Genomic DNA, 24549 nt, shown 5'->3' on the forward strand with positions numbered 1-24549 from the left:
TGTTGAATAGCCGTCAGAAGCAGGATTACCGTTATGTATGACGATGAGTCTTTCTTTATCACCACACTCGATGTCAAAGACCATGCCGAGGAGCTGGAGGCGATCCACTCGTTTCTGACACGTTGTCAGTTAGGCATGGACAATGACGTGAACACCTTTGTGGTCGGGAGACACAGCGGTCGTCTGGTGGCCTGTGCGGGGCTGGCGTCGAACACCATCAAATGCGTCGCGGTAGATCCTGAGTTCAGAGACCTGAACCTGGGGGTGCGGATGGTCAACGAAGTCATTCAGCTGGCCGCCGATCGTGGCGTGTTCCATCTGTTTCTCTACACCAAACCCGACAACATCGCCATTTTCCGCGGCTGCGGCTTTTACCCCATCGCCAGCTACGACGAGACGGCCGTGCTGATGGAAAATACGCCGATCGGCATTCAACAGTACTGCCAGAAGCTGNCGGCTTTGCGGCAGCCCGGCGACCGTATCGGTTCTATTGTGATGAATGCCAACCCCTTTACGCTGGGTCACCGTTATTTGGCCGAACAGGCTGCCAGCGCCAGCGACTGGCTGCATATTTTCGTCGTACGCGAAGACGTCTCTTTCTTTCCGTATAGCGAGCGGCTGGAGATGGTGCAAAAAGGGGTTGAACATATTCCCAACCTGACGGTGCATCCCGGCTCGGATTATATGATTTCCAAAGCCACCTTTCCCGGCTACTTCCTGAAGGAAGAGAAACTCATCACCCAAGCCCATGCGGCCATCGACCTGATTATTTTCCGCAAATACATCGCCCCCGCGCTCGGGATCAACCAGCGTTTCGTCGGGACAGAACCCTTCTGTCCGGTGACGTATCAATACAATCAGGATATGCACTACTGGCTGGAGCAGGACGGCAGGGTGAAGGCGCCTGCGCTCAAGGTGATTGAAATCGAGCGCACCTGCGAACACTCAGGCCGGGCTATCTCCGCCTCGGAAGTTCGAAAACTCTTGAAGCTGCGCCAGCTTGACCCCATTCGGGACATGGTGCCGCCGACCACGTTGCAGCATTTACAGCGTTACTGCGAGCCTCAGTACGCGTAATTCACATTTCATGTATCAGGCAGGAAATAAAGATGAAGATTGTCAAGGAAGCCTTGGCGGGCACCTTTGAGTCCAGCGATTTGCTGGTCAAAGTCGCCCCTGCTGAAGGTCAGTTAACCGTCGTGATCAACAGTGAAGTCATCAAGCAGTTCGGAGATCAAATCAAAAAAGTCGTCGATGAAACCCTGACGTCGTTGGGCGTGAAAGACGGCACCATCATCGTGGAAGACAAAGGCGCGCTGGATTGCGTGATCCGCGCCCGGGTGCAGAGCGCCGTCCTGCGCGGAGCGGATGCCCAGCAGATTGAATGGGAGAAACTCTAATGTCGACATTACGCCGCAGTATGCTATTTCTGCCCGGCTCCAGCGCCGCCATGCTCTCCAACGCATTCATCTATAAGCCTGACTCCATCATGTTCGATCTCGAGGATGCCGTATCTCTGCGGGAAAAGGACACGGCGCGTCTGCTGGTGTTTCATGCGCTGCAACACCCGATGTATCAGGATATTGAAACCGTAGTGCGCATTAACCAACTCAGCACGCCGTTCGGGCTGTTGGACCTGGAAGCCGCGGTTCGCGGGGGCGCAGATGTGATTCGGTTGCCGAAAACCGACTCCACCGACGACGTCGACGAACTGGAACAGCATCTGGTGCGCATTGAAAAAGCCTGTGGTCGAGAAGTGGGATCGACGCGCATCATGGCGGCCATCGAATCCGCCGTCGGCGTGATCAATGCGGTGTCTATCGCGCGGTCCTCCAAGCGCATGATCGGCATCGCGCTCGCGGCCTTCGACTATGTGATGGATATGCAGACGGAACGCGGAGACGGCACCGAACTGTTCTATGCCCGCTGTGCCGTGCTGCACGCCGCTCGTGCGGCCGGTATCGACGCGTTCGACGTGGTGTACTCCAACGTTAACGATGAAGAGGGCTTCCTGCGCGAGGTCGAACTCATCCGCAAACTGGGCTTCAACGGGAAATCGCTGATTAACCCGCGTCAGATTGAATTGCTGCATAACGCCTACGCGCCGACACAAGATGAGGTGGACTACGCCCAACTAGTGATCAAGACGGCGGAAGAAGGCGAGCGCGCTGGACTGGGCGTCATCTCGCTCAACGGCAAGATGATTGACGCGCCGATTATCGACCATGCCCGCCGGGTAGTGGAACGCGCCCAGGCATCGGGTGTACGTAAGTAAACGTCGGCCTTATTTCAGCAATGACAGGATTTGATCATGAGCAACATTATTGAAGCGCTGCGCCAGCAGTTTCCAGATAAAAACGCGTTACAGCCGTTCGTCGACGCCAACCATAACACCCCGTGGCTGAACGATCTGACTCAGAAGCACGAGCGTAAGCTGTGCGCCGATTTGCAAGAGGCCATCGTCAAAAGCGGTTTGAAAGACGGTATGACTATCTCCTTCCATCACCATTTCCGTGAAGGAGATAAGGTGATCAATAAGGTGATGGATACGCTGGCGGAGATGGGATTCAAAGACCTGACGCTGGCCTCCAGCTCGTTGATGAGCTGCAACGCGCCGTTGGTCAAACACATTCGCAACGGGGTGATTAGCAAAATTTACACCTCGGGCATGCGCGGCAAGCTGGCCGACGCCGTGTCGCACGGGTTGATGAAAGAGCCGGTGCAGATTCACTCTCACGGCGGCCGGGTGCATTTGCTGCAAAGTGGCGAGCTGAAGATAGACGTCGCCTTTTTGGGCGTGCCGTGCAGCGATGAGTTCGGCAACGCCAACGGGACGGACGGCAAATCACGCTGCGGCTCGCTGGGCTATGCGATGGTGGATGCGGCATTCGCCCGCAACGTCGTGCTACTGACCGAAAGTTTGGTGCCGTTCCCCAATATGCCCGCCAGCATTGTGCAGGATCAGGTGGACTACATCGTGCAGGTCGAAGAGGTCGGCGATCCGGCTAAAATCAGCGTTGGGGCCGCGCGCGTGACCAGCAACCCGCGTGAACTGCTGATCGCCCGTTCCGCCGCGGATGTGATTGAACATTCAGGCTATTTCAAACCCGGTTTCTCCATCCAGACCGGCTCCGGCGCGGCCTCCACCGCCTGCNCCCGCTTCCTCGAAGACCGGATGCAAAAACAGAACATCGTGGCGCGCTTTGCTCTCGGCGGTATCACCGGCAGTATTGTCGACCTGCATGAAAAAGGGTTGATCGAGAAACTGCTGGATACCCAATGCTTCGACGCCAACGCGGCGGCGTCACTGGCAACCAATCCGAACCACGTGGAAATCTCGACTAACGTCTACGCGAATCCGACCTCCAAGGCGGCGTGTTGCGATCAGTTGGATGTGGTGATCCTCAGCGCGCTGGAAATCGATCTGGACTTTAACGTCAACGTCATCACCGGCTCCGACGGCGTAATGCGCGGCGCTTCCGGCGGACACTGCGACGTGGCCACGGCGGNCAACCTGACGGTGATTGTCGCGCCGTTGATTCGCAGTCGTATTCCGACGGTGGTTCGTCATGTCACCACCTGCGTGACGCCAGGCGAAAGTATTGACGTCCTGGTGACCGATCATGGGATTGCCGTGAATCCGGCGCGTCCTGAAGTGGCAGAGCAACTCACCGCCGCCGGACTGACCGTGATGCCGATCGAAGCGTTGTATGCACGAGCGGTCGCGCTGGTAGGCGAGCCGAAACCGATCGCGTTTCACGACCGCATCGTCGGGGTGATCCGCTATCGCGACGGCAGCGTTATCGACGTTGTGCGTCAGGTGAAAGAGGACGATGAGTAACGTGACGGCGCCCGCAGCGGTTTCGCTGGAACGCCTGCTGGCGGCGAAAGAACGACGCGCCGCCCGCCAGCAGGCGCTACTGGCAAGGCATCATGCCCCGCTGGNGTCGCTGACGCTGGTGACGCCGGGGCCGGTCAAGGACTCGCCGCTGTATCGCCGCGCGATGGAAGAGGCCGTGGCGGCGTTCGACGCCTTGAGCCGTGAACAGGGCTGGCAGGTGGCGGAACATCAGCTGCACTGGCAGGAGACGGGGGCGGAAGGATTCTGGGTGGTGGATGGCGATGCGCTGGCGATTAAGCGTGCCGCCGTAGCCCTCGAAGACACGCATCCGCTCGGGCGGCTGTGGGACTTCGACGTCTTCTGCCCGGCGTCCGGGCCGCTCAACCGCGCGGGTCTCGATCGCGCCAGTCGCCGCTGTTTGTTGTGCGACGAGCCAGCCCATGTCTGCGCGCGTTCGCGGCGGCATCCGTTGCCCGACGTCATCGCCCGGATCGAGGAGAGGCTAAATGCCTATTTCTCCGCTGGCTGATGCCCCGTTGGCGCGGACGAACGTTTCCGGGTCTGTCGCTCGCGTCGCACTGCCTTTGCCGGATATCGACCGGTGGGTCGTACAAGCGCTGACGGTGGAAGTCATGCTGACGCCGAAACCGGGTCTGGTGGACCGGGCGAACAACGGCGCGCACCACGACATGGACGTTGCGCTGTTTGAGAAAAGCATCGGCGCGATCACGCCCTGGCTGCGTCGCTTTATCGACGTGGGCTATGCCCATGCGGACGTGTCGCCTAAGCAGTTGTTAATGCAGGTTCGTCCTGTTGGCATGGCCTGCGAGCAGGCGATGCTCGCGGCGACGCACGGTGTCAACACGCACAAAGGCGGGATCTTTGCCTGCGGACTGCTGTGCAGCGCCGCGGGCTGGCTGGCGGCGAACGGTGTGGTGCTGACGCAGCGGAGTCTCTGCCAAACCGTGGCGAACATGTGTCGCGATCTGGTCCGTGACGAGCTGTCGCTTTCCCATCGGGCGGAGACGGCCGGAGAACAGCTGTTCCAGCGCTATGGCCTGACCGGCGCGCGAGGAGAGGCCGCCAGCGGTTTCGAAACGGTGACCCGATTGGCACTGCCCGCCTATCGACAGGCGCTTGGCGAGCACGATCAGGACATGGCGTTGCTGCATACGCTGGTGGTGCTGATGGCGCACAATCCGGATACCAATATCGTGTCCCGAGGCGGAATGGCGGGACTGGCGTTCGTTCAGCGCTACGCGACCGATCTGCTGAAGCAGGGCGTCACCGTCCCCCGTTTACAGGCGATGGACCGCGCCTTGACCGAACGTCATCTCAGCCCCGGCGGCACGGCCGATCTTCTTGCGCTGACCTGGCTGTTACATCATTATCCCGCTGAATAAATCTTTTAATAATCCCCGATAATGTTAATCCAACGTAAAGTTGGGGGCGCAACTGACGATATCCTACGTATAACTCTAAGCTGTGACTTATCGAGACTGATTTATCGCGGTAATGATTTAACTCTGGGATGGACAAAATGGACGAAACCAAAAAAGAACAATTTCTGAAGAGAAATAAACTGGCGATTTGCGCCACACTACGCGAGCTGCAAAAAAATAATACGGCTCTGATGGTGAACCACTCTCGAGGTCATTTCATCAGCAATATTTTAAGCGTTCAGCCGGACGACAATACCTTTATCTTTGACCTCGGCGGCACGCCGCAAGGGAATGACGTTCTGGACACGGAGATGTACTTCGTTGCCGAACCGGCGGGTGCGAAGGTGGAATTCAATGCGAACGGGGTAACCAGAATCGATTATGAGGGATTCCCAGCATTTCGCGCCGAGATTCCCGCCGACCTTTACCGTATCCAGCGCCGCAACTATTTTCGCATCACCTCACCGGCCTGGCCGCCGATGTTCTGCCGCGGCAGTCTGCCGGATGAGAGCCGTTTCCAGTTCACGATCAAAGATCTTTCTTTGGGCGGCGTCTGTTTGCTGAGCGAACAGGAAGACGTCGCTGAACAGCTGGGGCAGGGCGAGATTCTGGAAAACGTCACGCTTGAATTGGGTTCCTATGGGGAGTTCACCATCGACGTACAATTCATTAGCCATGCGGTCAGCCGGATTGTCAGCGCCAAAGGCGAAGTGAAGAAGGTGCAGCGGCTCAGCTTCAAGTTCCCGTGCCTGACGCCCGGACAGGAGCGGAGCCTGCAACAGGTGATTACCGCGCTAGAGCTGGAACAGCATGAAAAAAGGAAACGGGNGCTTTAATTTTGCCAGCGGCCAGCCTTTCCCGAGACGTTGCCGGTGACTTAATTTAAATAACGCCTGCGGCTGCGCAAAGTCTTGTCTCTTNCCCCCCACTCCGGCAGAATACGCGCCCTGAAATAACCGACGTTGATAGCGTCGGTTATTTTTTTGAGACTTTTTTTCTTCATGAAGGGGCCGGACATCGTGCCGGAACGATATCAGACCACGCTGCCGCGAAGGCAGAAAGAGGAATATGTGAAATGGGGCATTCTCTTGTAACCGTACCGGTGCCCGCCGGTTTGCGCTGTGTGAGCAGCGACTATGGCGCCGCAGCGGCGTCGACTTTCATCGATCGTGCGTCAACGTCCGTTGACGGCGGCAACCCGTTCTCATCTATTTCAAATTACACCGTCTCTCACCGCCTTCCTATGTCCAATAGATCCGCGACATCCCTGAACCGTGCGTCAATTGCCGGCAACGGAGGGATGCGTCATGTCGCATAACGCAGCGGTTTCCAGCCAACGAGTACAACTAAGAAAAACACTGACGCTCTGGCAAGTTGTGATGATGGGGCTTGCCTATTTGCAGCCCATGACAATTTTTGACACCTTCGGCATTGTTTCCGGCCTGACGGATGGCCACGTGGCGACCGCTTACGCCTTTGCCCTGACTGGCATTCTGTTCACGGCGGTGAGCTACGGAAAACTGGTGCGTCGATTCCCGTCCGCTGGCTCGGCCTATACCTATGCGCAGAAAGCGATAAGTCCGCACATTGGCTTCATGGTGGGATGGTCATCGTTGCTGGACTACCTGTTCATGCCCATGATCAACATCCTGCTCGCCAAAATTTATCTTGAGGCCATCTTCCCCGGCGTGCCGTCCTGGATTTTTGTGGCGGCGCTAGTGGGGCTGATGACGCTCTTCAACCTGCGCGGCATCAACATCGTCGCGAACCTCAACTCGGTGATCGTGGTCGTCCAGGTGGCGATTATGGCGGTCTTCCTCACGCTGGTGATCCACGGGATTTCCGGCGGCGAAGGCGCGGGCACGCTGGTGAGCAGCAAACCGTTCTGGTCCGAACACGCACAGGTCGTGCCGATGATTACCGGGGCAACGATACTCTGCTTCTCCTTCCTCGGCTTTGACGGAATCAGCTCCCTATCGGAAGAGACGCCGGACGCGGGCCGCGTGATCCCGAAAGCCATTTTCCTGACGGCGCTGATCGGCGGCATTATCTTCATCGTGGTGTCCTACTTCTTGCAGTTGTTTTTTCCGGACATCTCTCGCTTCCACGATCCGGATGCGTCTCAGCCGGAAATCATGCTCTACGTCGCGGGCAAACTATTCCAATCAATCGTGTTGGTCTTCTCCTGCGTCACAGTGCTGGCGTCCGGGATGGCGGCACACGCAGGGGTTTCCCGTCTGATGTATGTGATGGGACGCGATGGCGTTTTCCCGGAGCGATTCTTTGGCTATATCCATCCGCAATGGCGGACGCCCGCGCTAAACGTACTGTTGGTGGGCGTGATTGCGCTGTCGGCGGTATGTTTTGATCTGGTGACGGCCACGGCGTTGATCAACTTCGGCGCGCTGGTGGCGTTTACCTTCGTCAACCTGTCCGTGATTTCCCAGTTCTACATTCGGGAAGGTCGCAACAAGACGCTAAAAGATAACATCCATTACCTGCTGCTGCCGGTCCTGGGCGCACTGGCGGTCGGCGCGCTGTGGTTGAATCTCGAAGAAACGTCGATGACGTTGGGACTGGTCTGGGCCGCGATTGGCCTGCTGTATCTGGCGGTGGTGACTCGCCGCTTCAGACAGCCGGTTCCGCAGTGCAGTGAAGACATCGTCTAACTCTGCCGCGTTTGCCTGAGGTTAAAACGGCCGCCGAGGATCATGTCCTGGGCGGCCGTTTTTTTATCGCGCGATAGTCGAAATGCGGCGATTGGTTTTTCCCAACCAGTAAAAATACAGCCGGCCGAGAGACGAACTGACCGGTGGTAAAGCGCTCGGCGCTCTATTTCAGGATTGCGCCGTCGTTGGCGGCGGTATAGCCGCGGGGATTAGCCCACGACCTGCTGAACATAAGCGAACAGCGATTTGAGCAACTGAGCCTTCTTCTCATCATCCTGATGCAGCTGATACAGCTCTTGCAGATTATTCAGATAGCTCTCCAGACGCTCCGGCGTAAAGACCTCTTTGCGGTGCTGCAACCAGCGCTGCTGCTCGCGGTCATCCAGCGTGGCCGGATAATTGCGTGCCCGGAAGCGAAAGAGCAGTTCTGCAATGCGGCCGTCGGCGAATTTCAGATCGAGCGCGGGCAGGTTTTGCGGCGAGGTTTCCTGAATGATGGTCATCGCCGCCCGGTCTGCCTCGCTAAAAAAGCCGTCGTACAGTTGAAGATCCACATCGTCGGCGGCGGCGAAGGCGGGCGCCTCGGCATACAGCGCCACCGCTTTTTCCCGCACTAGCGGGTGCTGGCGTAGACGTTGCAGGTTATCGAGACAGTGCTGTCGGTCAATGCCTAATCGCGCCGCGTCTTCAGGGCGCAGCGTGCTGGCGGGCGCGAGCACGGGGCNCTTGTTAATCTGTACCAGTTTGATCGGGACGGGAGACTGTCCTGCTTCCAGTTGGTCGCGTCTGGTGTACAACCGCGTGCGCAATTCGTCCGGCTCCAGCTCCAGCAGCGGTGTGATATCGCCCGCCAAGTCGCACATGATCACCGCATTACGATTTTCCGGGTGCCAGGCAAGCGGCACAATCCAGCTGGTATTGCCGCGCGCCGCGCCGAACATGCCCGAAACGTGCATGAGCGGTTTCATATTCGGGATATCAATCAGCGCGTTGACCTTGTTCTTGTTGCGCAGTTGGAACAGATAGTCGAACAGTTTGGGCTGCGCGGTTTTCAGCCGTTTAGCCATCGCGATCGTGGCGTAAACGTCGGACATCGCGTCATGGGCGTGTGTGTGTTCGACGCCGTTCGCCTTGGTCAGGTGTTCCAGTCGGAAACTGGGCAGGCCATCGTCATTTTCCGGCCAGACAATCCCTTCCGGCCGCAGCGCATAGCAGGCACGCAGCGCATCCAGCAGATCCCAGCGCGAGTTGCCGTTTTTCCAGCTGTAGGCGTAGGGATCGTAGAAGTTGCGGTAAAAAATGTTACGGCTGACTTCGTCATCGAAGCGAATATTGTTATAGCCCAGAACACAGGTGCCGGGCACGCTAAAGGCGTCGTGGATCTGACGCGCGAATTCCGCTTCATTAACGCCTTTGCTCTTCGCAATCTGCGGCGTGATGCCGGTGATGAGCACCGCTTCCGGCTCCGGCAGATAGTCGTCCGTCGGCTGACAGTAAATGACCAGCGGCTCGCCGATGATGTTGAAGTCCATATCGGTGCGGACGCCAGCGAACTGCGCGGGTCTATCCCGGGCCGGATGCTTGCCGAAGGTCTCATAGTCGTGAATGAAAAAGGTCGGAGTGCTGGGTTTGTTGGACACGGTGTTTCTCTGTCGGTTGCGAGGACCCGCCGGATACGCAGGCATCGGGCGCGTCGAAGGCGGATAAGGAGGTTTCGCTTGCGACGCCGGTAAGCGAAACATGATATGGCGGCAATGGTAAACCATATCGTCGCCCGGCAGAAGTCGGCGGGAGGAATCGGTGTCGTCGGCGGAAAATGCCCGGCACGGTCGCCGGGACAGGCAGCATCAGCCTTCAGCTATCCTCGATGATGAGATAAGCGGCGTTGACCGGGCCGTGTACCCCAATCACTTTGCTCAGTTCGATGTCGGCCGTCGAACTGGGACCGCCGATCAGATTGATGCAGGACGGCATGCGCTCTCCGGACTGCGCCTTCTGATGCAGATGCTCCGCCAACTGTGCGACGCGGGGCAGGAGCGTGCTTTTGCGCACCACGAAAATCGAGGAAGTGGGTAGCAGGCTCAGCGAACGGGGGCGTTCCGGTGCGGAAAACAGAACGACGCCGCCGGACTCTGTCAGCCCGTACTCGGCGAACACGACGCCGACGTCGGCCTGCTCAGTGGCGTGAATATTCACCTCGCCCTGTGACGCATCCCACTCCTGCGCCGAAAACGCCTCCTGCAACGCGGAGGTGATCCCCAACGTCTGTAAGCGAGCATCTCCGCTCACCATCACGGCGGTCCGGTCTCCATGGTGATCGCCGCTGTTTTCGTGATCCTGAAGATAGTGCCGGCAGAGTTCGCGCACGGCCGCCGGGGCGTCTTGTTCGCTGGTCAGTCGGCAGGTGACCTTGAGGGTCTCTTGCGCCAGTTTGACGAAGGCGTCGCAGCGCTGCTGAAGGGAGAGATCCGCCAGCCGCGTTTTCTCATAGCGGCAAACAGGGGGCGGTACGGCGGCGGGCTGATGGCGCACCGGACGCCCCAACTGTTGGGCTATCTGGGCCAGGAACGTGTCCCGATTGGCATTTCCCATCACTGCTTCTCCTCTTTATTCGCCTGATGTTGCTTGAACCAGCTGCGAAAGCTTTCTCCGTCGCCCTGCGGCAGATCGCGTGCTTCCGTCCACTTGCCGATGGCGCCGATATTCAAGGGCGCTTTGCCGTTTTTGATAAACCAGTTGACGGCGTGAGCGCCGCTCACCATCCCGACTTTCCACAATGTTGGATGACTGTTGACATAGGTAAACAGGCGCGTTGCTATCTGTTCGCCTTTGGGCGGCAGATCAGCATCGACCATCTTGCGGCGATGTTTGAGGATCAGCTGCGCCAGCGGAATTTTGACCGGGCAGACGCTATTGCAGGCGTAACATAGCGAGCAGGCATAGGGCAGGTCTTTGAAATCAGCGTAGCCGCCCAGCAGCGGAGACAGCACGGCGCCGACCGGGCCGGGATAGATGGAACCGTAGCCGTGACCGCCGATATGGCGGTAAGCCGGGCAGGTATTCATACAGGCGCCGCAGCGGATGCAGTGCAAGATGTCGCGGAATTCCGAACCGAGCACGGCCGACCGTCCATTATCGACCACCACCAGATGGAAGTCCTCGGGGCCATCGACGTTGCCGGCTTCCCTTGGCCCCGTCAGCCAGGTGTTGTAGCCGGTCAGCTGAGCGCCGACCGCGCTGCGAGCCAGTAGCGTAATCAGGACATCCACTTCCTCGAACGTCGGCGCGAGACGCTCCATGCCCATGACGGCGATGTGCGTTTTCGGCAGCGTGGTGCACAGCCGCGCGTTGCCCTCATTACTCACCAGACATACCGACCCGGTTTCGGCGACGGCAAAATTACATCCGGTAATGCCGATATCCGCGCTAAAAAACTGCGGACGCATCTGTTCGCGAATAAACAGCGTCATCGCTTCCGGGGTTTCCGACCCGGTGTAGCCGAGTGTGTCATGCAAAATTTTGCGGATCTGATGGCGATCACGATGAATGGCGGGAACCACCACATGGGACGGGGCGTCGTGGGCGAGCTGTAAAATGTATTCGCCCAGATCGGTTTCGATGACGCTCAATCCAGCGCTCTGAAGCGCGGCATTGAGACCGATCTCCTCGGTGACCATCGACTTGGATTTGACAATTTTCTTCGCCTGCTTCTGTTTCGCGACGGTCAGGATATAGTCCGTCGCCTGCGCTTTGGTGGCGGCAAAATAGACGTGTCCGCCGTTTTTCGTCACATTTTCGGAGAGCTGATAAAGATAGGCGTCCAGGTTTTCGAGCACGTGCCGCCGAATCTGTTCGCCACGGCTGCGCCACGATTCCCAGTGTCCGAGGTCGTCGACCATAGTTTGTCGGTTGGCGCCGATGCGCTCTTGAGCCATCGCCACGGCTTTGCGCATGACGGCATCGTCAATCTGGTCGCGGATCCGTTCGTGAAACGGGACGTCGCTGGTTTTGAGATACATGTGGGTTCCTTAGTGGCTCATCAGCACGTCGGCGATATGCATGACTTTCACGGATTTGCCTTCGCGATGGAGGCGACCGCCAATGTTGATCAGGCAACTGACATCGGCGCCGATAAGGTAGTCGGGGTTGGCTTCCATCATGTGACTGACCTTTTCTTTCACCATTTCACCGGATATTTCCGCCATTTTGACGGAGAACGTGCCGCCAAAACCGCAGCAGGTTTCGGAGAATGGAAACGGGACGATGTCCAACCCATTGACGTGCTCAAGTAATGTCATCGGCTCGCGCTGAACGCCCAGTTTGCGAAACAGGCTGCAGGAGGGATGGTAAACCGCCTTGCCGGGCAAGGTTGCGCCCACATCCACGATGTTGAGGGTATTAACGATGAAAGAGGTCAGATCATAAATACGGTCGGCGACATGCGTCGCGCGTTTGGCCCACTCAGGTTCATCCTGCAAATAATCGGGATAGCTTTTAATGGCGTAGGTACAGGAGCCAGCCGGGGAAATAATCGGGTCGTCATTGTCTTCCAGGGCGGCGATCAGGTTTTTCATCCCCGGAATGGCATCGGCGGTATATCCGGCGTTTAACGCCGGTTGGCCACAGCAGCCCTGTTTCTGAGGAAAGTGGACGGCACATCCCAGTTTTTCGAGCAGTAATACCGAGTTTTGCGCCATTTTTGCTTTCAGCGCGTCACCAATACAGGTGACGTAAAAGTTCACATTCACTTGCTTGCCTCTCTGAGATTCCTTTGCATGAAAAAATCATGCGCCTGTAAGCGGGAAAATAGTGTGATAGGCGTTGTTATTTATTTCCGGATAACGGCACTGAACATGTCGAATTAATCCATTTTCGATGATTTATAGCGCCTGGTAATATTTCTCGAGATAAATTATTGATTGCCGGAAAGATATAGAAAGGATTGCGGCGTGGCCTCCTAAATAATGTTTAGAAGACGCAGAAGCATAATGACACCTCATTTTTTGTTTCGGTTTGTTACCGTCCTTCCGTGTGGGCGTAATAATGAATTGCGATGGACCACGCCTCTTTTAAAATAAGCATTCACCAAACAATTTAATGCCCACAGGCCATGACGGGATTGTGACAAGCGCGGAGTGACATGAGCGCATAAAGTCGGTAAAGGCGACGCGAGTCGAGGAGAAAAACAGGGAAGAATGCCGCCGCAGACGCGCTGAGACGTCTTGAGCCATCCAGTCAGAATTGTACGAAGAGTGGTCGGTCGGGCGCTGTGCCACGCCGCCACGCGGCAAGCGGAGGGGAAAGCGGATGAAAGAAAGTGAAAACAATGATAAAACAACCTCATCTGTAATCGCCGTCGGCATCCGGCAGGGACTGCACTCCGTCCATACCGACTTGCCGATGAGAACTGCTAACCTGTATGTTTAGCACGGGCGGTTTCCGCATCTTGAATCTTAATATGAGTTAAGTAAGGGTAGAAAATGGATAAGGGTAACAACAAACCGTGTTTCCAGGACGTATTGGCGTTTGTGCGTACATTCCGTCGTAAAAACAAGCTGCAGCGTGAAATCGCCGATAACGAAAAGAAAATTCGTGATAACCAGAAACGTGTGCTGCTGCTGGACAACCTGAGCGAATACATCAAGCCGGGTATGTCAATTGATGATATTCAGAACATCATCGCCAACATGCGCAGCGACTATGAAGACCGTGTTGATGAATACATCATCAAAAACGCGGATCTGTCGAAAGAACGCCGTGAACTGTCTCGCAAAATTAAAGAAATGGGCGAAATTAAATCGGCCGCTGAGACCAAATAACCCGTGTCATGACCTATCCAAGGGATCGCTTCGGCGATCCTTTTTTTTGCCTGCTCGCGGCTTAATTTCATGTCGCGCNCTCCGGGGGGCGCGCTTGGCACGAGAAAGCGTGCTGTCCCACCGCGCATCACCCTGACTGATTTGACTCATCGTCTATCTGCCGCCACGCGCTCCTCTCTCATCCGACGTTGCATGAAATGACACTCATCTTTGTGCGGCGACTCGCGCTTCAACCACCGGCCGCTGTGCTTTTATCACGATGAAAAATAGACTGAATGAAAGGATAAAACGCCGTTCCACTAGCGGTCTAAATGGACAGGGAGTGCCGCTTTACTATGTCGCTGAATGTCATAGCGCTTGCGCTGGTAAGCGGAATATTACCGCTGTTGTGGTTGCCGAAAATTCCGTCCCCCGCCGTCTTGTCAGGGATGCTGTCGGCGCTGATCCTGACCTACCGTTATCTTCCCAACCGATTACGGGCCTTGGGCTTGGCGCTATTCGCGCTGGTCTGGGGATGCTATAACGCCGGGCAGGCCGTCGACCAGACGGCGGACCTCACCTCGCGGCAGGTAATGGCTGAGGTGGACATCAGCAGCGTGCGTTTTGGTGCGTTGCCCGAAGCCGCGCCGGTGGTACGTCTGATTCGGGTCGATGAACGCAGACTGTTTCCTCCGATCTCGGTCCGGTTAAGCCCGGCAACGGCGATGAACACGTGGTGCGGCGGGCAACGCTGGCAACTAAGGCTACAACTGCGGCCCGTGCACAGTCGGCTAAACGAAGGCGGATTCGACAGCCAGCGTTGGTCGTTGGCCCGGCGACAAACGCTGACGGGAATCGTACAACGCGCGGCGGTGTTGGATGCGCGCTGCGGGGTGCGGCAGGGCATCGTGACGGCGGTGGAGCGTCAGACTGAACGCCTGCCGTGGCGCTCCATCCTGTTGGCGTTGACGTTGGGCGAAATGGCCACCGTGGATGACGATACTCAGGCCCTTCTGCGCCAGACAGGAACGATGCATCTGATGGCAATCTCTGGATTGCATATCGCACTGGCGGCGCTGTTCGGCTGGGGGATCGCCCGGGGCGTCCAATGCCTGTTTTTGGTACATCGTATCGGCTATCGCTTTCCGTTGATCGTCGGACTGGTTGCCGCCCTAACCTATGTCTGGTTAGCGGGGGGGAATCCGCCGGCAGTCAGGGCCGGACTGGCGTTATGCGTGTGGACGCTGTTGCGGTTGACGGGCGCAAGCTGTACGCCGTGGCAAGTGTGGCTTGGGTGCGTGGCCCTGATTCTGACGGCCGATCCGTTGAGCGTGTTATCGGACAGCTTTTGGTTATCGACCCTTGCCGTGGCGGCGCTGATTTTTTGGTATCAGTGGGCGCCGCTGCCTCGCTCTTTTCTGCGGCCTAAACGCTGGGTATGGCTTCGCTGGCTGCATTTACAGGGGGGAATGACGTTGTTGCTGCTGCCGTTGCAGGTCGCGTTGTTTCACGGCGTCAGTTTGACGTCTCTGCCAGCGAATCTGTGGGCCGTGCCGTTGGTGTCATTTGTGACTACGCCGTTGGTATTGATTGCGCTGCTACTGTCTTTCAGCCCAACATCAAGCGCAGTGTTTTGGTGGTTGGCCGATCGCTCGCTGACGGGCGTGTTCGCGCCGCTGGCGGCGTTGCCCTCAGGATGGTGGTCGTTGGGGGAGCAGGCGTTGCCGTGGAGTCTCTCGGGATGGCTGGCGGTGGCGATCTGGCGTTTTGCCTGGTGGCGCTATGCGCCACTCAGTGTGCTCAGCCTGTTGCTTATCCTGCTCCTCCGGCCGAAAGCGCCAGCGCCGTTGTGGCGAATGGATATGCTGGATGTCGGCCACGGGCTGGCCGTCGTCATTGAGCGAAACGGCAAGGCCGTGCTGTACGATACGGGCGCGAGCTGGGCGGGCGGTGATATGGCGAGCCGTGAAATTGTGCCCTATCTCCGGTGGCGGGGGCTGGAACTGGAGCGAATTATCGTGAGCCACAGTCATCGGGACCACCGTGGTGGGCTGGTTGAATTGCAGCGACAGTTTCCCGCCGTTCAGGNGTTTAGCCCCATGGCGCAGGCGGGACACCAACCGTGCCTGCAAGGACAGCGGTGGCAGTGGCAAGGACTGAGTTTCAGCGTGTTATGGCCGCCGCGAATGACTCTCGATGCGGGAAACAATGACTCCTGCGNCGTCGTGGTCGACGACGGCCGGTTTCGGGTTCTGCTCACCGGCGATGTAGAGGCGAAAGCAGAGGCGATACTGCTGCGCACCCAGCGGTTGGCGCTGGCGGCCGATATTTTGCAGGTGCCGCATCACGGCAGCGCGACGTCCTCGTCTCCGCCCTTCATTCGTGCGGTGGGGGCGCAATGGTCGGCGTCATCCAACTCCCGCTATAACCCGTGGCGACTGCCGTCGGTGCAAGTTCGGCGTCGCTATCGTCAGATGGGTCACCCCTGGCACGATACGGCGACGTCGGGTCAATTGAGCGTACGCTTTTACGCCCAGCGCTGGCAGGTTTGGGGCTTCCGGGAAGCGATATCCCCGCGTTGGTATCACCGGCGTTTTGGCGTTAATTCCGAGGGGGCATGACGGCGTCCGGCTATCAAAGACGCATCCGCATTGTCGGGGGGGCTAAGCGAACCGGGAAGAATGCATTGTGGTTGATAACGCTGGATTACGCTGGGCTGCGGCAATGTTATTGACGGGGAGCTGAGAGGTCTGACCGGCCGAGCGGCAAAGGGATTAATCGACCCGATGCGAGAACGTTTCATCATAATCCCTTTCGGCCACCAGGTTGGTGAAGAAAGCAGCCATGCGCGAGGCGCTAAATTAGCGAAGTAAGGCTCGTCCAGGCGGTCGAGATGCGCTCTGGCCGGACCAGGAAACGCGGTTCGTTATGGATTGAGTCTCCACTGAGCACAAGAAACTCGGCCGGTTTTCAGCATTAAATGTATTTAATTCCTTCGCCAGATAAGTGAAGTTGTCATGGTCGGCGGTATTTTCCTGTCCGTAATGTCCATTCGATACGACGTTAAGTCGTGTCTTTATTTTTCCGAATGCAGATTTTTTCAATAAATGACCCCCCTTAACCATCTTTCCGGCTGAAAAAATAAAAAACGCCGTCTGGATAACATATTTTCTCCCAAATATTATTGCGGCAAAAATAAAGGCGACATCGTGCTTAATTTAAGGGCGTCATCAATTTATGACTCGTGATGACGTCATTAAAATTAGCCTTGTAAATCTCATGTTTTCGCCCTGTAGCGTTTAGCGGGAGACAACATTAGCGGTTTCTTGAGGCTGTGCGGAAAGGGCGTCGCGGGGCGCGTCTATGCATTACGAAAGCCCTCAAGCCCAGGAGGGGTATTGTCGAAGCAGCGTAAAGACACGTTGCGCCATAGTGCGAATGCATCCGCGGTACCATTTCCGCATATCGCTCTGATTCCCCTTTGGTCTTTCTCACGGGGCCATGAATGGGTAATATAGGCGGCTATTTCTATAGGCTCAGGTTTATTGCATGATTAATGATCAAGATCTTTCCACGTGGCAGACATTCCGTCGCCTATGGCCGATGATCACGCCGTTCAAAACGGGGTTGTTTGTCGCAGGCGTCGCGCTGGTGATGAATGCCGCCAGCGATACGCTGATGTTGTCGCTGCTCAAGCCTTTGTTGGATGACGGATTCGGCAAGGCTGACCGCAACGTGCTGGTGTGGATGCCGTTGGCCATTATCGGGCTGATGGTGATGCGCGGGATCTCAAGCTACATCTCCAGCTATTGTGTGGCGTGGGTCTCCGGCAAGGTCGTGATGAACATGCGTCGCCGGTTATTTAGCCACATCATGGGCATGCCGGTTTCATTCTTCGACCAGCAGTCCACCGGGACGCTGCTGTCGCGAATTACCTACGACACCGAACAGGTAGCGGCTTCTTCATCGGACGCGCTGGTGACCGTCATTCGTGAGGGCGCTTCCATCATCGGCCTGTTCATCCTGATGTTTTGGTACAGCTGGCAGCTGTCGCTGATCCTGATTGTGATCGCGCCCATCGTCTCCTACAGCATTCGTCTGGTGTCCAAACGCTTCCGTAACATCAGTAAAAACATGCAAAACACAATGGGGCAGGTGACCACCAGCGCAGAGCAAATGCTCAAAGGACATAAAGAAGTCCTGATTTTCGGCGGTCAGAAAGTGGAAGCGGAGCGCTTTGATTCGGTGAGCAACCGCATGCGCCAGCAGAACATGAAGATGGTGTCTGCCTCCTCCATTTCCGATCCAGTCGTACAGTTTATTGCCTCGCTGGCGCTGGCTTTTGTGCTGTATGCCGCCAGCTTCCCTTCCGTGATGGAAACGCTGACCGCCGGGACCATCACGGTCGTCTTCTCCGCAATGTTCACCCTGATGCGTCCATTGAAATCTCTGACCAATGTAAACGCGCAGTTCCAGCGCGGTATGGCCGCGTGCCAGACACTGTTCACCATTCTGGATATGGAACAGGAAACGGATAAAGGCAAACGCGTCATTGAGCGCGCCAAAGGCGACCTGGAGTTCCGTCATGTCGATTTCGCCTATCCGGGCAAAGAGACGCTGGCCTTGAACGATATCAGCCTGCACGTGCCGCCGGGTAAAACCGTGGCGCTGGTAGGACGTTCCGGCTCCGGTAAGTCCACTATCGCCAATCTGATTACGCGTTTTTATGATATCCAGTCGGGGGAGATTATTCTGGACGGTCATGACCTGCGCGACTACACGCTGTCGTCACTGCGTAATCAGGTCGCGTTGGTGTCCCAGAATGTGCACCTGTTCAACGACACCATCGCGAACAATATCGCGTATGCCTACGACAAATCGTTCAGCCGCGAGGATATCGAACGCGCGGCGACGATGGCGCATGCGATGGACTTTATCAGCAAGATGGATAACGGGTTGGATACCGTGATTGGCGAAAACGGCGTGCTGTTGTCCGGCGGACAACGTCAGCGTATCGCGATAGCGCGCGCGCTGCTGCGCGACTGTCCGATTCTGATTCTGGACGAGGCCACCTCGGCGCTGGATACCGAATCAGAACGCGCCATTCAGTCGGCGCTGGACGAATTGCAAAAAGATCGTACCGCGCTGGTTATTGCTCACCGTCTCTCGACGATTGAAAATGCCGACGAGATTCTGGTGGTGGAAGACGGCCGTATTATTGAACGCGGTAATCATCACGACCTAATTCTCCGTGATGGCGCTTACGCGCAGTTGCACAAGATGCAGTTTGGCTCATGATTGACCGCATCTGGTCAGGACGTACGCCGCTCTACTGGCTGCTGGTCCCGCTATCGCTGGTCTATGGGCTGGTGAGCGGGATCATCCGCCAGAGCTATCGCTGGGGGTGGCGTCATGCCTGGCGTGCGCCCTTGCCGGTCGCGGTGGTGGGGAACCTGACCGCGGGAGGCAATGGTAAAACGCCGGTCGTCATTTGGCTGGTGGAACAGCTACAACAACGAGGTTACCGTGTCGGCGTGGTTTCTCGCGGTTATGGCGGGAAGGCGGAACGCTATCCTCTGCTGATTTCATCCGACGTCACCACCACACAGGCGGGCGACGAACCCGTCCTGATTTTTCAACGTACCGGCGCGCCCGTTGCCGTCGCACCCAAACGCCGCGAGGCCGTAGAGGCGCTGTTGGCCGACTCTCCGCTCGATATTGTGATCACCGACGATGGGCTGCAACACTATGCGTTGGCGCGGGACTACGAAGTGGTGGTCATCGATGGCGTTCGCCGTTTCGGCAACGGCTGGTGGCTGCCCGCTGGACCGATGCGCGAGCGGGCGTCCCGGCTGGCGTCCGTTAATGCGATTATCGTTAATGGCGGCGATGCTGAGGCCGGCGAGATCGCGATGCAGCTGTCCGCAGACGATGCCGTTAATCTGGCGACTGGCGAACGACGCCCGGTCGCCGAGCTGCCGCCGCTGGTGGCGATGGCGGGGATCGGGCATCCGCCGCGATTCTTTGCCACACTGAAACAGATGGGCGCGACCGTGCAGCATGAGGTTGCGTTCGCCGATCACCAGTCCTATTCACCTGCTCAACTTGCGTCGTTACCCGGCGGCGAACATCAGCCGCTGATCATGACCGAAAAAGACGCGGTGAAGTGCCGCGCTTTCGCACAGGAAAACTGGTGGTATCTGCCGGTGACCGCCGAGCTATCCGCCGCGCCCGCCGAAGCCGTATTATCACGGCTCGAACAGCTGATTGCGCAGTATCGACAGGGCAACCCGAACGCCCGTTAAGGCGCGTTGCCTCTTATTGACAAAGAGCTTCTTGATGGAGGAAGCACGATGGATCATCGTTTACTTGAAATAGTGGCTTGCCCGGNCTGTAACGGTCGGCTGGTCTTTGATAAAGAAAAACAGGAACTGATCTGCAAGATAGAAGGCCTGGCCTATCCCGTGCGTGACGGCATCCCCGTCCTGCTGGATCACGAGGCCCGCCATCTGACTGCCGACGAGACCGCAAAATGACGTTTACCGTAATTATCCCGGCACGCTTTGCCTCCAGCCGTTTACCGGGCAAGCCGCTGGCCGACATCAACGGCAAACCGATGGTGATACACGTGATGGAACGGGCGCAGGAGTCGGGCGCAGAGCGTGTGATCGTCGCCACCGACCATCCTGACGTTGAGCAGGTCATCCGTCAGGCGGGCGGAGACGTCTGCCTGACCAGCCCCGATCACAACTCGGGGACGGAGCGGTTGGCGGAAGTGATTGAGCGCTACCGCCTGCCGGATGACGAGATCATCGTGAACATTCAGGGCGACGAACCGATGATCCCCCCGGTCATCGTACGTCAGGTCGCCGAAAACCTGGCGGGAAGCCGGGCAGGGATGGCGACGTTAGCTGTGCCGATTGTCGGCAGCGAAGACGTGTTTAACCCTAACGCGGTAAAAGTGGTGAGAGATGCGGAAGGGTATGCGCTGTACTTTTCCCGCGCGCCGATCCCGTGGGACCGTGAGCGTTTCGGCCAGGCGAATGAGAACGTCGGCGATCACTTCCTTCGTCACATCGGCATCTATGCCTACCGGGCTGGGTTTGTGCGCCGTTACGTCAGCTGGGCGCCGAGCGAACTGGAAAAAATCGAACTGCTGGAGCAGCTGCGCGTGCTGTGGTACGGCGAAAAAATCCACGTTGACGTGGCGAAAGCGATTCCGAGCGTCGGCGTTGATACGCCGGAAGATCTGGAGCGCGTGCGTTTGGCGATGGCAGGCAGCTGATCGTTCCCGCATCATCGTTTTGTTACGAACACAGGCGGATATGATAGCCGCCTGTCTTTACTGACATCCGGGACAAAAGCCCTGCATCACGGATTCAGGACCGAGCCGAATAGGTCCGGTATCGAACGTTATCAGAGGGAAGCGCCGTCTGACTGAGCAAGGCGGTGAACGATGCGTTCAAGATTGCCTGAGGATGTCACGACACCGCGCTGCGCGTGTCGGGGAACCTCAAAAGAGTCATTTAAGACCCCCAAGGAAGGAGTGATACATGGAAATGAGTAACACCATTCGCTCAGCGCTGGCGCTGAGCCTGCTGGCAGGCGCGGTTGCGCCGACGACGGCCGCCACCTTTTACTTGTCGCCGACCGGCAACGACAACGGCAGCGGCACCCTTACCGCGCCCTGGAAAACGTTTGGGCGGGCGCAGCAAACCCTCATGCCCGGCGACCGGCTATGGATACGCGGTGGTAAATACAGTTTTACCGCGGGGGTTAACCAGTGCGCGAGTCGTACCGATGTCGTCAACGCGGTGACGCTGAATAAAAGCGGGACGGCGAACAAACCGATTCAGTATTGGGCCTACTCAGGCGAAACGCCGGTGTTCGACTTCAGCAAAATGAAAGATGACTGCCGTATCAAAGGTTTCAACGTGGCGGCGAACTGGGTCTCACTGAAGGGACTGGAGGTTGTCGGCGTCCCGCAGAATAACAACCTTAATCATGAATCCTGGGGCGTGTGGATCAAGGGCAGCAATAACACGTTCGAGCAGTTGAATATCCATCACATCATGGGAACCGGACTGTTTTTGCAGAACGGCGCCAATAATAAGGTGATCAACTGCGATTCACACCATAACTACGACCCGCTGACGTCAAACGGGGCAGGGCAGAGCGGTGACGGCTTCGGCGTACATGTCGCCGCCAATCAACCGGGAAACCTTCTGCGCGGCTGTCGGGCATGGTCGAATTCGGATGACGGTTTCGACTTTATCAATGCCTACTCGTCTGTCTTGGTTGAAAACTCCTGGGCGTGGCTGCACGGCTATCTGCCCGGCACTACCACGTCGCTGGCCGCGGGCAACGGCAACGGTTTTAAAATTGGCGGATACGGCGCACGCTACGTCGCTAACGCGCCCAAGCACACCGTGCGTCAGAGCGTTGCGTTCATGAACAAAAGCGCGGGTTTTTATGCTAACCATCACCCGGTAGCCAATAACTTCTTCAACAATACCGGCTACAAAAACAAACCTAACTTCAACCTGCTGGGCATCAACGCCAGCGGTGCCGAGGTTGGGTTGGGTGTGGTTCGCAACAGCATCTCGTATGGCGGTCTGGCCTTGTCGCACTCACAGGGCGCGGATATGCGTTATAACTCATGGAATCAGTCAAAAGTGCTATCCGATGCGGAGTTTGAGAGCGTGGCCGTAACCGGTTGGGATGCAAAACGGAAATCTGACGGCAGTCTGCCTGACCTGAAAAGCCTGCATTTGTCCGCCGGTAGTTGGCTCATCGACAAGGGTGGTAATCTCAATCTGCCTTACAAAGGCGCCGCGCCGGACCTCGGTGCTTTCGAACGTCAATAACCCCTGCCTCACCTTGCGCAGAACCTTTTGCTATTCTATAGGCTCTGCGCCCATCATGGGCTGATTTGGCTTTGTTTGATCTATATTGAGGAAAAATGCCCCCCTTAGCGGCATGATACGATCGACAAGTCTCCCCCCAGTCAAGGTCTCATGTTTATGGAATTGCTTAAAGCCGAGTTGAGTGCGGTATTAGGGGAACCTCTTAGCCGCCTCGAACGAATTAGTGAACAACCTTATGCACATCTGTACGCCATGTATGACAAGGAAGGTCACGCGATTCCGCTGCTGGTCAAAAGCTATGTTTGTCAGGGCGTTGCTCAGCAGGAGGCCTATAAACTGTCTATGTTGGCGCGTGAGGGGGAGGTGCGGGTGCCTACCGTCTACGGGATGGTCATGAGTCAGCATCCGTCGCATAAAGAGCTGTTGCTTCTGGAGCGGCTGCGCGGCGTACCGGTCGAAACGCCGACCCGAACGCCACAGCGTTGGACATCGCTCATGGACCAAATCGTGGATAGCGTGCTGGCCTGGCATCGTATTGATAGCCACGGCTGCGTTGGGTCAGTCGACAGTATTCAGGAAAACAGCTGGCCCAGGTGGTACGCCCAGCGGCTGGAGGTACTGTGGTCGACGCTGATGCTGGTGCAGACGCCGATGCTGACGCAGGAAGATCGCGCGTTATTGTTCCGCTCCCGCCAGGCGCTGCCTGCGCTGTTCCAGGACTTTAACGATCCTTGCGTGCTGGTACACGGCAACCTGTCATTGCGCAGCATGTTGAAGGATAGCCGCAGCGACCAGCTGCTGGCGATGATCAATCCGGGCATGATGTTGTGGGCGCCGCGTGAATACGAACTGTTCCGGCTGTGCGACGAGGGGATGGCTGAACAACTGCTGTACCATTATCTGCGTCGTGCGCCGGTGTCTGAAACGTTCGTTTCCCGGCGCTGGCTTTACGTCGTGTGGGCAGCCGTGTCGCGCTATATTCATACCGGCCGGTTAGATCGGGAGGTGTTCGACCGGGCTTCGCGCGAGCTGCTGCCCTGGTTGAACTAGTCCGTCGTCGCCTGCGTCCCTCTTATCTTCTGCCACAGGCCACCCAACGTTTCATACCACGCCCGCTCGCTGTGCGAGAGATACAGCGCTGACGGGAACAGCTTTTCCCACGGATTCAATGGCGAGGTGATCGCCAATTGATTGGCTGGAGCGGGGATGGGGTGCAGCCCCTGGCCCTCGAAAAAGCGCATGGCGCGCGGCAGATGGTTGGCGGAGGTCACCAGCAGGAAAGGTTGTTGCCCCACCCATCGCGCCGTACCGGCCGCTTCCTCCGAGGTATCTCGCGCCGTGCCTACCTGCAGGATATCTTCCGCCGGTACGCCCAGGCTCTCCGCCACTCGCGCGGCCGTGCTGGCGCTGGTGACCGGATTGCCTTTTGCCGCCGCGCCGGTGAAGATCAATTTGGCGCCTGGATTGGCATGGTACAGACGAATCCCCTCGGTCACGCGCGCCAGGCTATTGCCGACCAGATTTGAACTGGGCGCCCATTCGGGATTGAAGGTATAGCCGCCGCCGAGAACGACGATAAAGCCGACCCGCTGTTGGCCGGGATGCCAGGTGGGATAGATGGACTCCAGCGGGAGCAACAGCCGATCCGCCACCGGCTGCAGGCTGAGTAGGGTCAGCATCAGCCAGCTCACGGTCAGGACGACGCGCCCGGTCTTCTGGCGATGAGTGAACCACAGCAGCAGAAGCGCGATGCCCATCAATAACAGCAAAAGCGGCAGCGGCTGTAGCAGGCTGCCAACATACTTTTTAAGGTCAAACAGCATAAAATAGCATCCAGATTGAGTGAAAAAGCGCCATCCAGGTAGAGAACGTGGTCTCAGGCGATTCATTCTATGCCAGCCTGTGCCAAAATGTCAGAATAGGAGTGAGTCG

Annotated in this window: 21 protein-coding genes; 16 read left to right on the forward strand and 5 right to left on the reverse strand. The window is 57.3% G+C overall.

Features of this window, described 5'->3' with window-relative positions:
* Positions 1-33 precede the first annotated feature (33 nt).
* From citC to RZ35_RS11730, 8 genes are all read left to right on the forward strand, one after another.
* Positions 34-1077, forward strand: a complete 1044-nt coding sequence (citC, locus tag RZ35_RS11695) for a [citrate (pro-3S)-lyase] ligase (RefSeq protein ID WP_026743475.1) — start codon at positions 34-36, stop codon at positions 1075-1077.
* Between the two features lie 32 nt (positions 1078-1109).
* A complete protein-coding gene (citD, locus tag RZ35_RS11700) occupies positions 1110-1400 on the forward strand; it encodes a citrate lyase acyl carrier protein (protein ID WP_026743476.1) in 291 nt (96 codons plus the stop codon).
* Entirely contained in the window at positions 1400-2275 is an 876-nt protein-coding gene (gene citE, locus RZ35_RS11705) for a citrate (pro-3S)-lyase subunit beta (RefSeq protein WP_026743477.1), read from the forward strand. Before citD ends, citE begins: the two co-directional genes overlap by 1 nt.
* Before the next feature lie 36 nt (positions 2276-2311).
* Positions 2312-3841, forward strand: a complete 1530-nt coding sequence (gene citF / locus RZ35_RS11710; RefSeq protein ID WP_026743478.1) for a citrate lyase subunit alpha — start codon at positions 2312-2314, stop codon at positions 3839-3841.
* Entirely contained in the window at positions 3834-4370 is a 537-nt protein-coding gene (citX, locus tag RZ35_RS11715) for a citrate lyase holo-[acyl-carrier protein] synthase (RefSeq protein WP_026743479.1), read from the forward strand. The genes citF and citX overlap by 8 nt, the downstream gene beginning before the upstream one ends.
* The gene (gene citG / locus RZ35_RS11720; RefSeq protein ID WP_026743480.1) at positions 4348-5244 is read left to right on the forward strand and encodes a triphosphoribosyl-dephospho-CoA synthase CitG; all 897 of its coding nucleotides are present in this window, start codon (positions 4348-4350) and stop codon (positions 5242-5244) included. The genes citX and citG overlap by 23 nt, the downstream gene beginning before the upstream one ends.
* A 137-nt stretch (positions 5245-5381) precedes the next feature.
* Positions 5382-6119 (forward strand): flagellar brake protein, encoded by a 738-nt coding sequence (locus RZ35_RS11725; protein ID WP_036153302.1) that lies wholly within the window; start codon positions 5382-5384, stop codon positions 6117-6119.
* A gap of 471 nt (positions 6120-6590) precedes the next feature.
* Entirely contained in the window at positions 6591-7952 is a 1362-nt protein-coding gene (locus RZ35_RS11730) for an APC family permease (RefSeq protein WP_026743482.1), read from the forward strand.
* A 209-nt stretch (positions 7953-8161) separates the two neighbouring features.
* On the opposite strand, the gene sbcB is transcribed toward RZ35_RS11730, so the two are convergent.
* The 4 genes from sbcB to RZ35_RS11750 all read right to left on the reverse strand — a co-directional run bounded on the left by sbcB (position 8162) and on the right by RZ35_RS11750 (position 12700).
* Complete coding sequence (sbcB, locus tag RZ35_RS11735; protein WP_081825724.1) at positions 8162-9637, reverse strand: exodeoxyribonuclease I; 1476 nt, start codon at positions 9635-9637, stop codon at positions 8162-8164.
* A 169-nt stretch (positions 9638-9806) separates the two neighbouring features.
* Positions 9807-10544 carry a LutC/YkgG family protein gene (locus tag RZ35_RS11740; protein WP_026743484.1) on the reverse strand — a complete coding sequence of 246 codons (738 nt, stop codon included), beginning with the start codon at positions 10542-10544 and terminating at the stop codon, positions 9807-9809.
* Positions 10544-11971 carry a LutB/LldF family L-lactate oxidation iron-sulfur protein gene (locus RZ35_RS11745; protein WP_026743485.1) on the reverse strand — a complete coding sequence of 476 codons (1428 nt, stop codon included), beginning with the start codon at positions 11969-11971 and terminating at the stop codon, positions 10544-10546. Before RZ35_RS11745 ends, RZ35_RS11740 begins: the two co-directional genes overlap by 1 nt.
* A 9-nt stretch (positions 11972-11980) precedes the next feature.
* Complete coding sequence (locus tag RZ35_RS11750; RefSeq protein ID WP_026743486.1) at positions 11981-12700, reverse strand: (Fe-S)-binding protein; 720 nt, start codon at positions 12698-12700, stop codon at positions 11981-11983.
* A gap of 732 nt (positions 12701-13432) precedes the next feature.
* On the opposite strand from RZ35_RS11750, the gene RZ35_RS11755 reads away from it, so the two are divergent.
* The 8 genes from RZ35_RS11755 (at position 13433) to RZ35_RS11790 (ending at position 23667) form a co-directional block, all read left to right on the forward strand.
* Complete coding sequence (locus tag RZ35_RS11755; RefSeq protein ID WP_026740414.1) at positions 13433-13771, forward strand: DUF496 family protein; 339 nt, start codon at positions 13433-13435, stop codon at positions 13769-13771.
* Between the two features lie 335 nt (positions 13772-14106).
* Positions 14107-16371 (forward strand): ComEC family protein, encoded by a 2265-nt coding sequence (locus RZ35_RS11760; protein WP_036153276.1) that lies wholly within the window; start codon positions 14107-14109, stop codon positions 16369-16371.
* Between the two features lie 928 nt (positions 16372-17299).
* Positions 17300-19048: a lipid A ABC transporter ATP-binding protein/permease MsbA gene (gene msbA / locus RZ35_RS11765; RefSeq protein ID WP_026743488.1), complete on the forward strand. Its 1749-nt coding sequence runs from the start codon at positions 17300-17302 to the stop codon at positions 19046-19048.
* Entirely contained in the window at positions 19045-20055 is a 1011-nt protein-coding gene (gene lpxK / locus RZ35_RS11770) for a tetraacyldisaccharide 4'-kinase (protein WP_026743489.1), read from the forward strand. Before msbA ends, lpxK begins: the two co-directional genes overlap by 4 nt.
* A 48-nt stretch (positions 20056-20103) precedes the next feature.
* A complete protein-coding gene (locus RZ35_RS11775; protein WP_026743490.1) occupies positions 20104-20286 on the forward strand; it encodes a Trm112 family protein in 183 nt (60 codons plus the stop codon).
* Entirely contained in the window at positions 20283-21035 is a 753-nt protein-coding gene (kdsB, locus tag RZ35_RS11780; RefSeq protein ID WP_026743491.1) for a 3-deoxy-manno-octulosonate cytidylyltransferase, read from the forward strand. The genes RZ35_RS11775 and kdsB overlap by 4 nt, the downstream gene beginning before the upstream one ends.
* Positions 21036-21303: 268 nt before the next feature.
* Positions 21304-22617, forward strand: a complete 1314-nt coding sequence (gene pelN, locus RZ35_RS11785) for a pectate lyase PelN (RefSeq protein WP_051625561.1) — start codon at positions 21304-21306, stop codon at positions 22615-22617.
* A 156-nt stretch (positions 22618-22773) separates the two neighbouring features.
* Positions 22774-23667: a YcbJ family phosphotransferase gene (locus RZ35_RS11790; protein ID WP_026743493.1), complete on the forward strand. Its 894-nt coding sequence runs from the start codon at positions 22774-22776 to the stop codon at positions 23665-23667.
* On the opposite strand, the gene elyC is transcribed toward RZ35_RS11790, so the two are convergent.
* Positions 23664-24440 (reverse strand): envelope biogenesis factor ElyC, encoded by a 777-nt coding sequence (elyC, locus tag RZ35_RS11795; RefSeq protein ID WP_026743494.1) that lies wholly within the window; start codon positions 24438-24440, stop codon positions 23664-23666. The genes RZ35_RS11790 and elyC overlap by 4 nt on opposite strands.
* Between the last annotated feature and the right edge of the window lie 109 nt (positions 24441-24549).

It is taken from the genome of Lonsdalea quercina subsp. quercina, from assembly GCF_000688655.1.
Lineage (GTDB): Bacteria > Pseudomonadota > Gammaproteobacteria > Enterobacterales > Enterobacteriaceae > Lonsdalea > Lonsdalea quercina.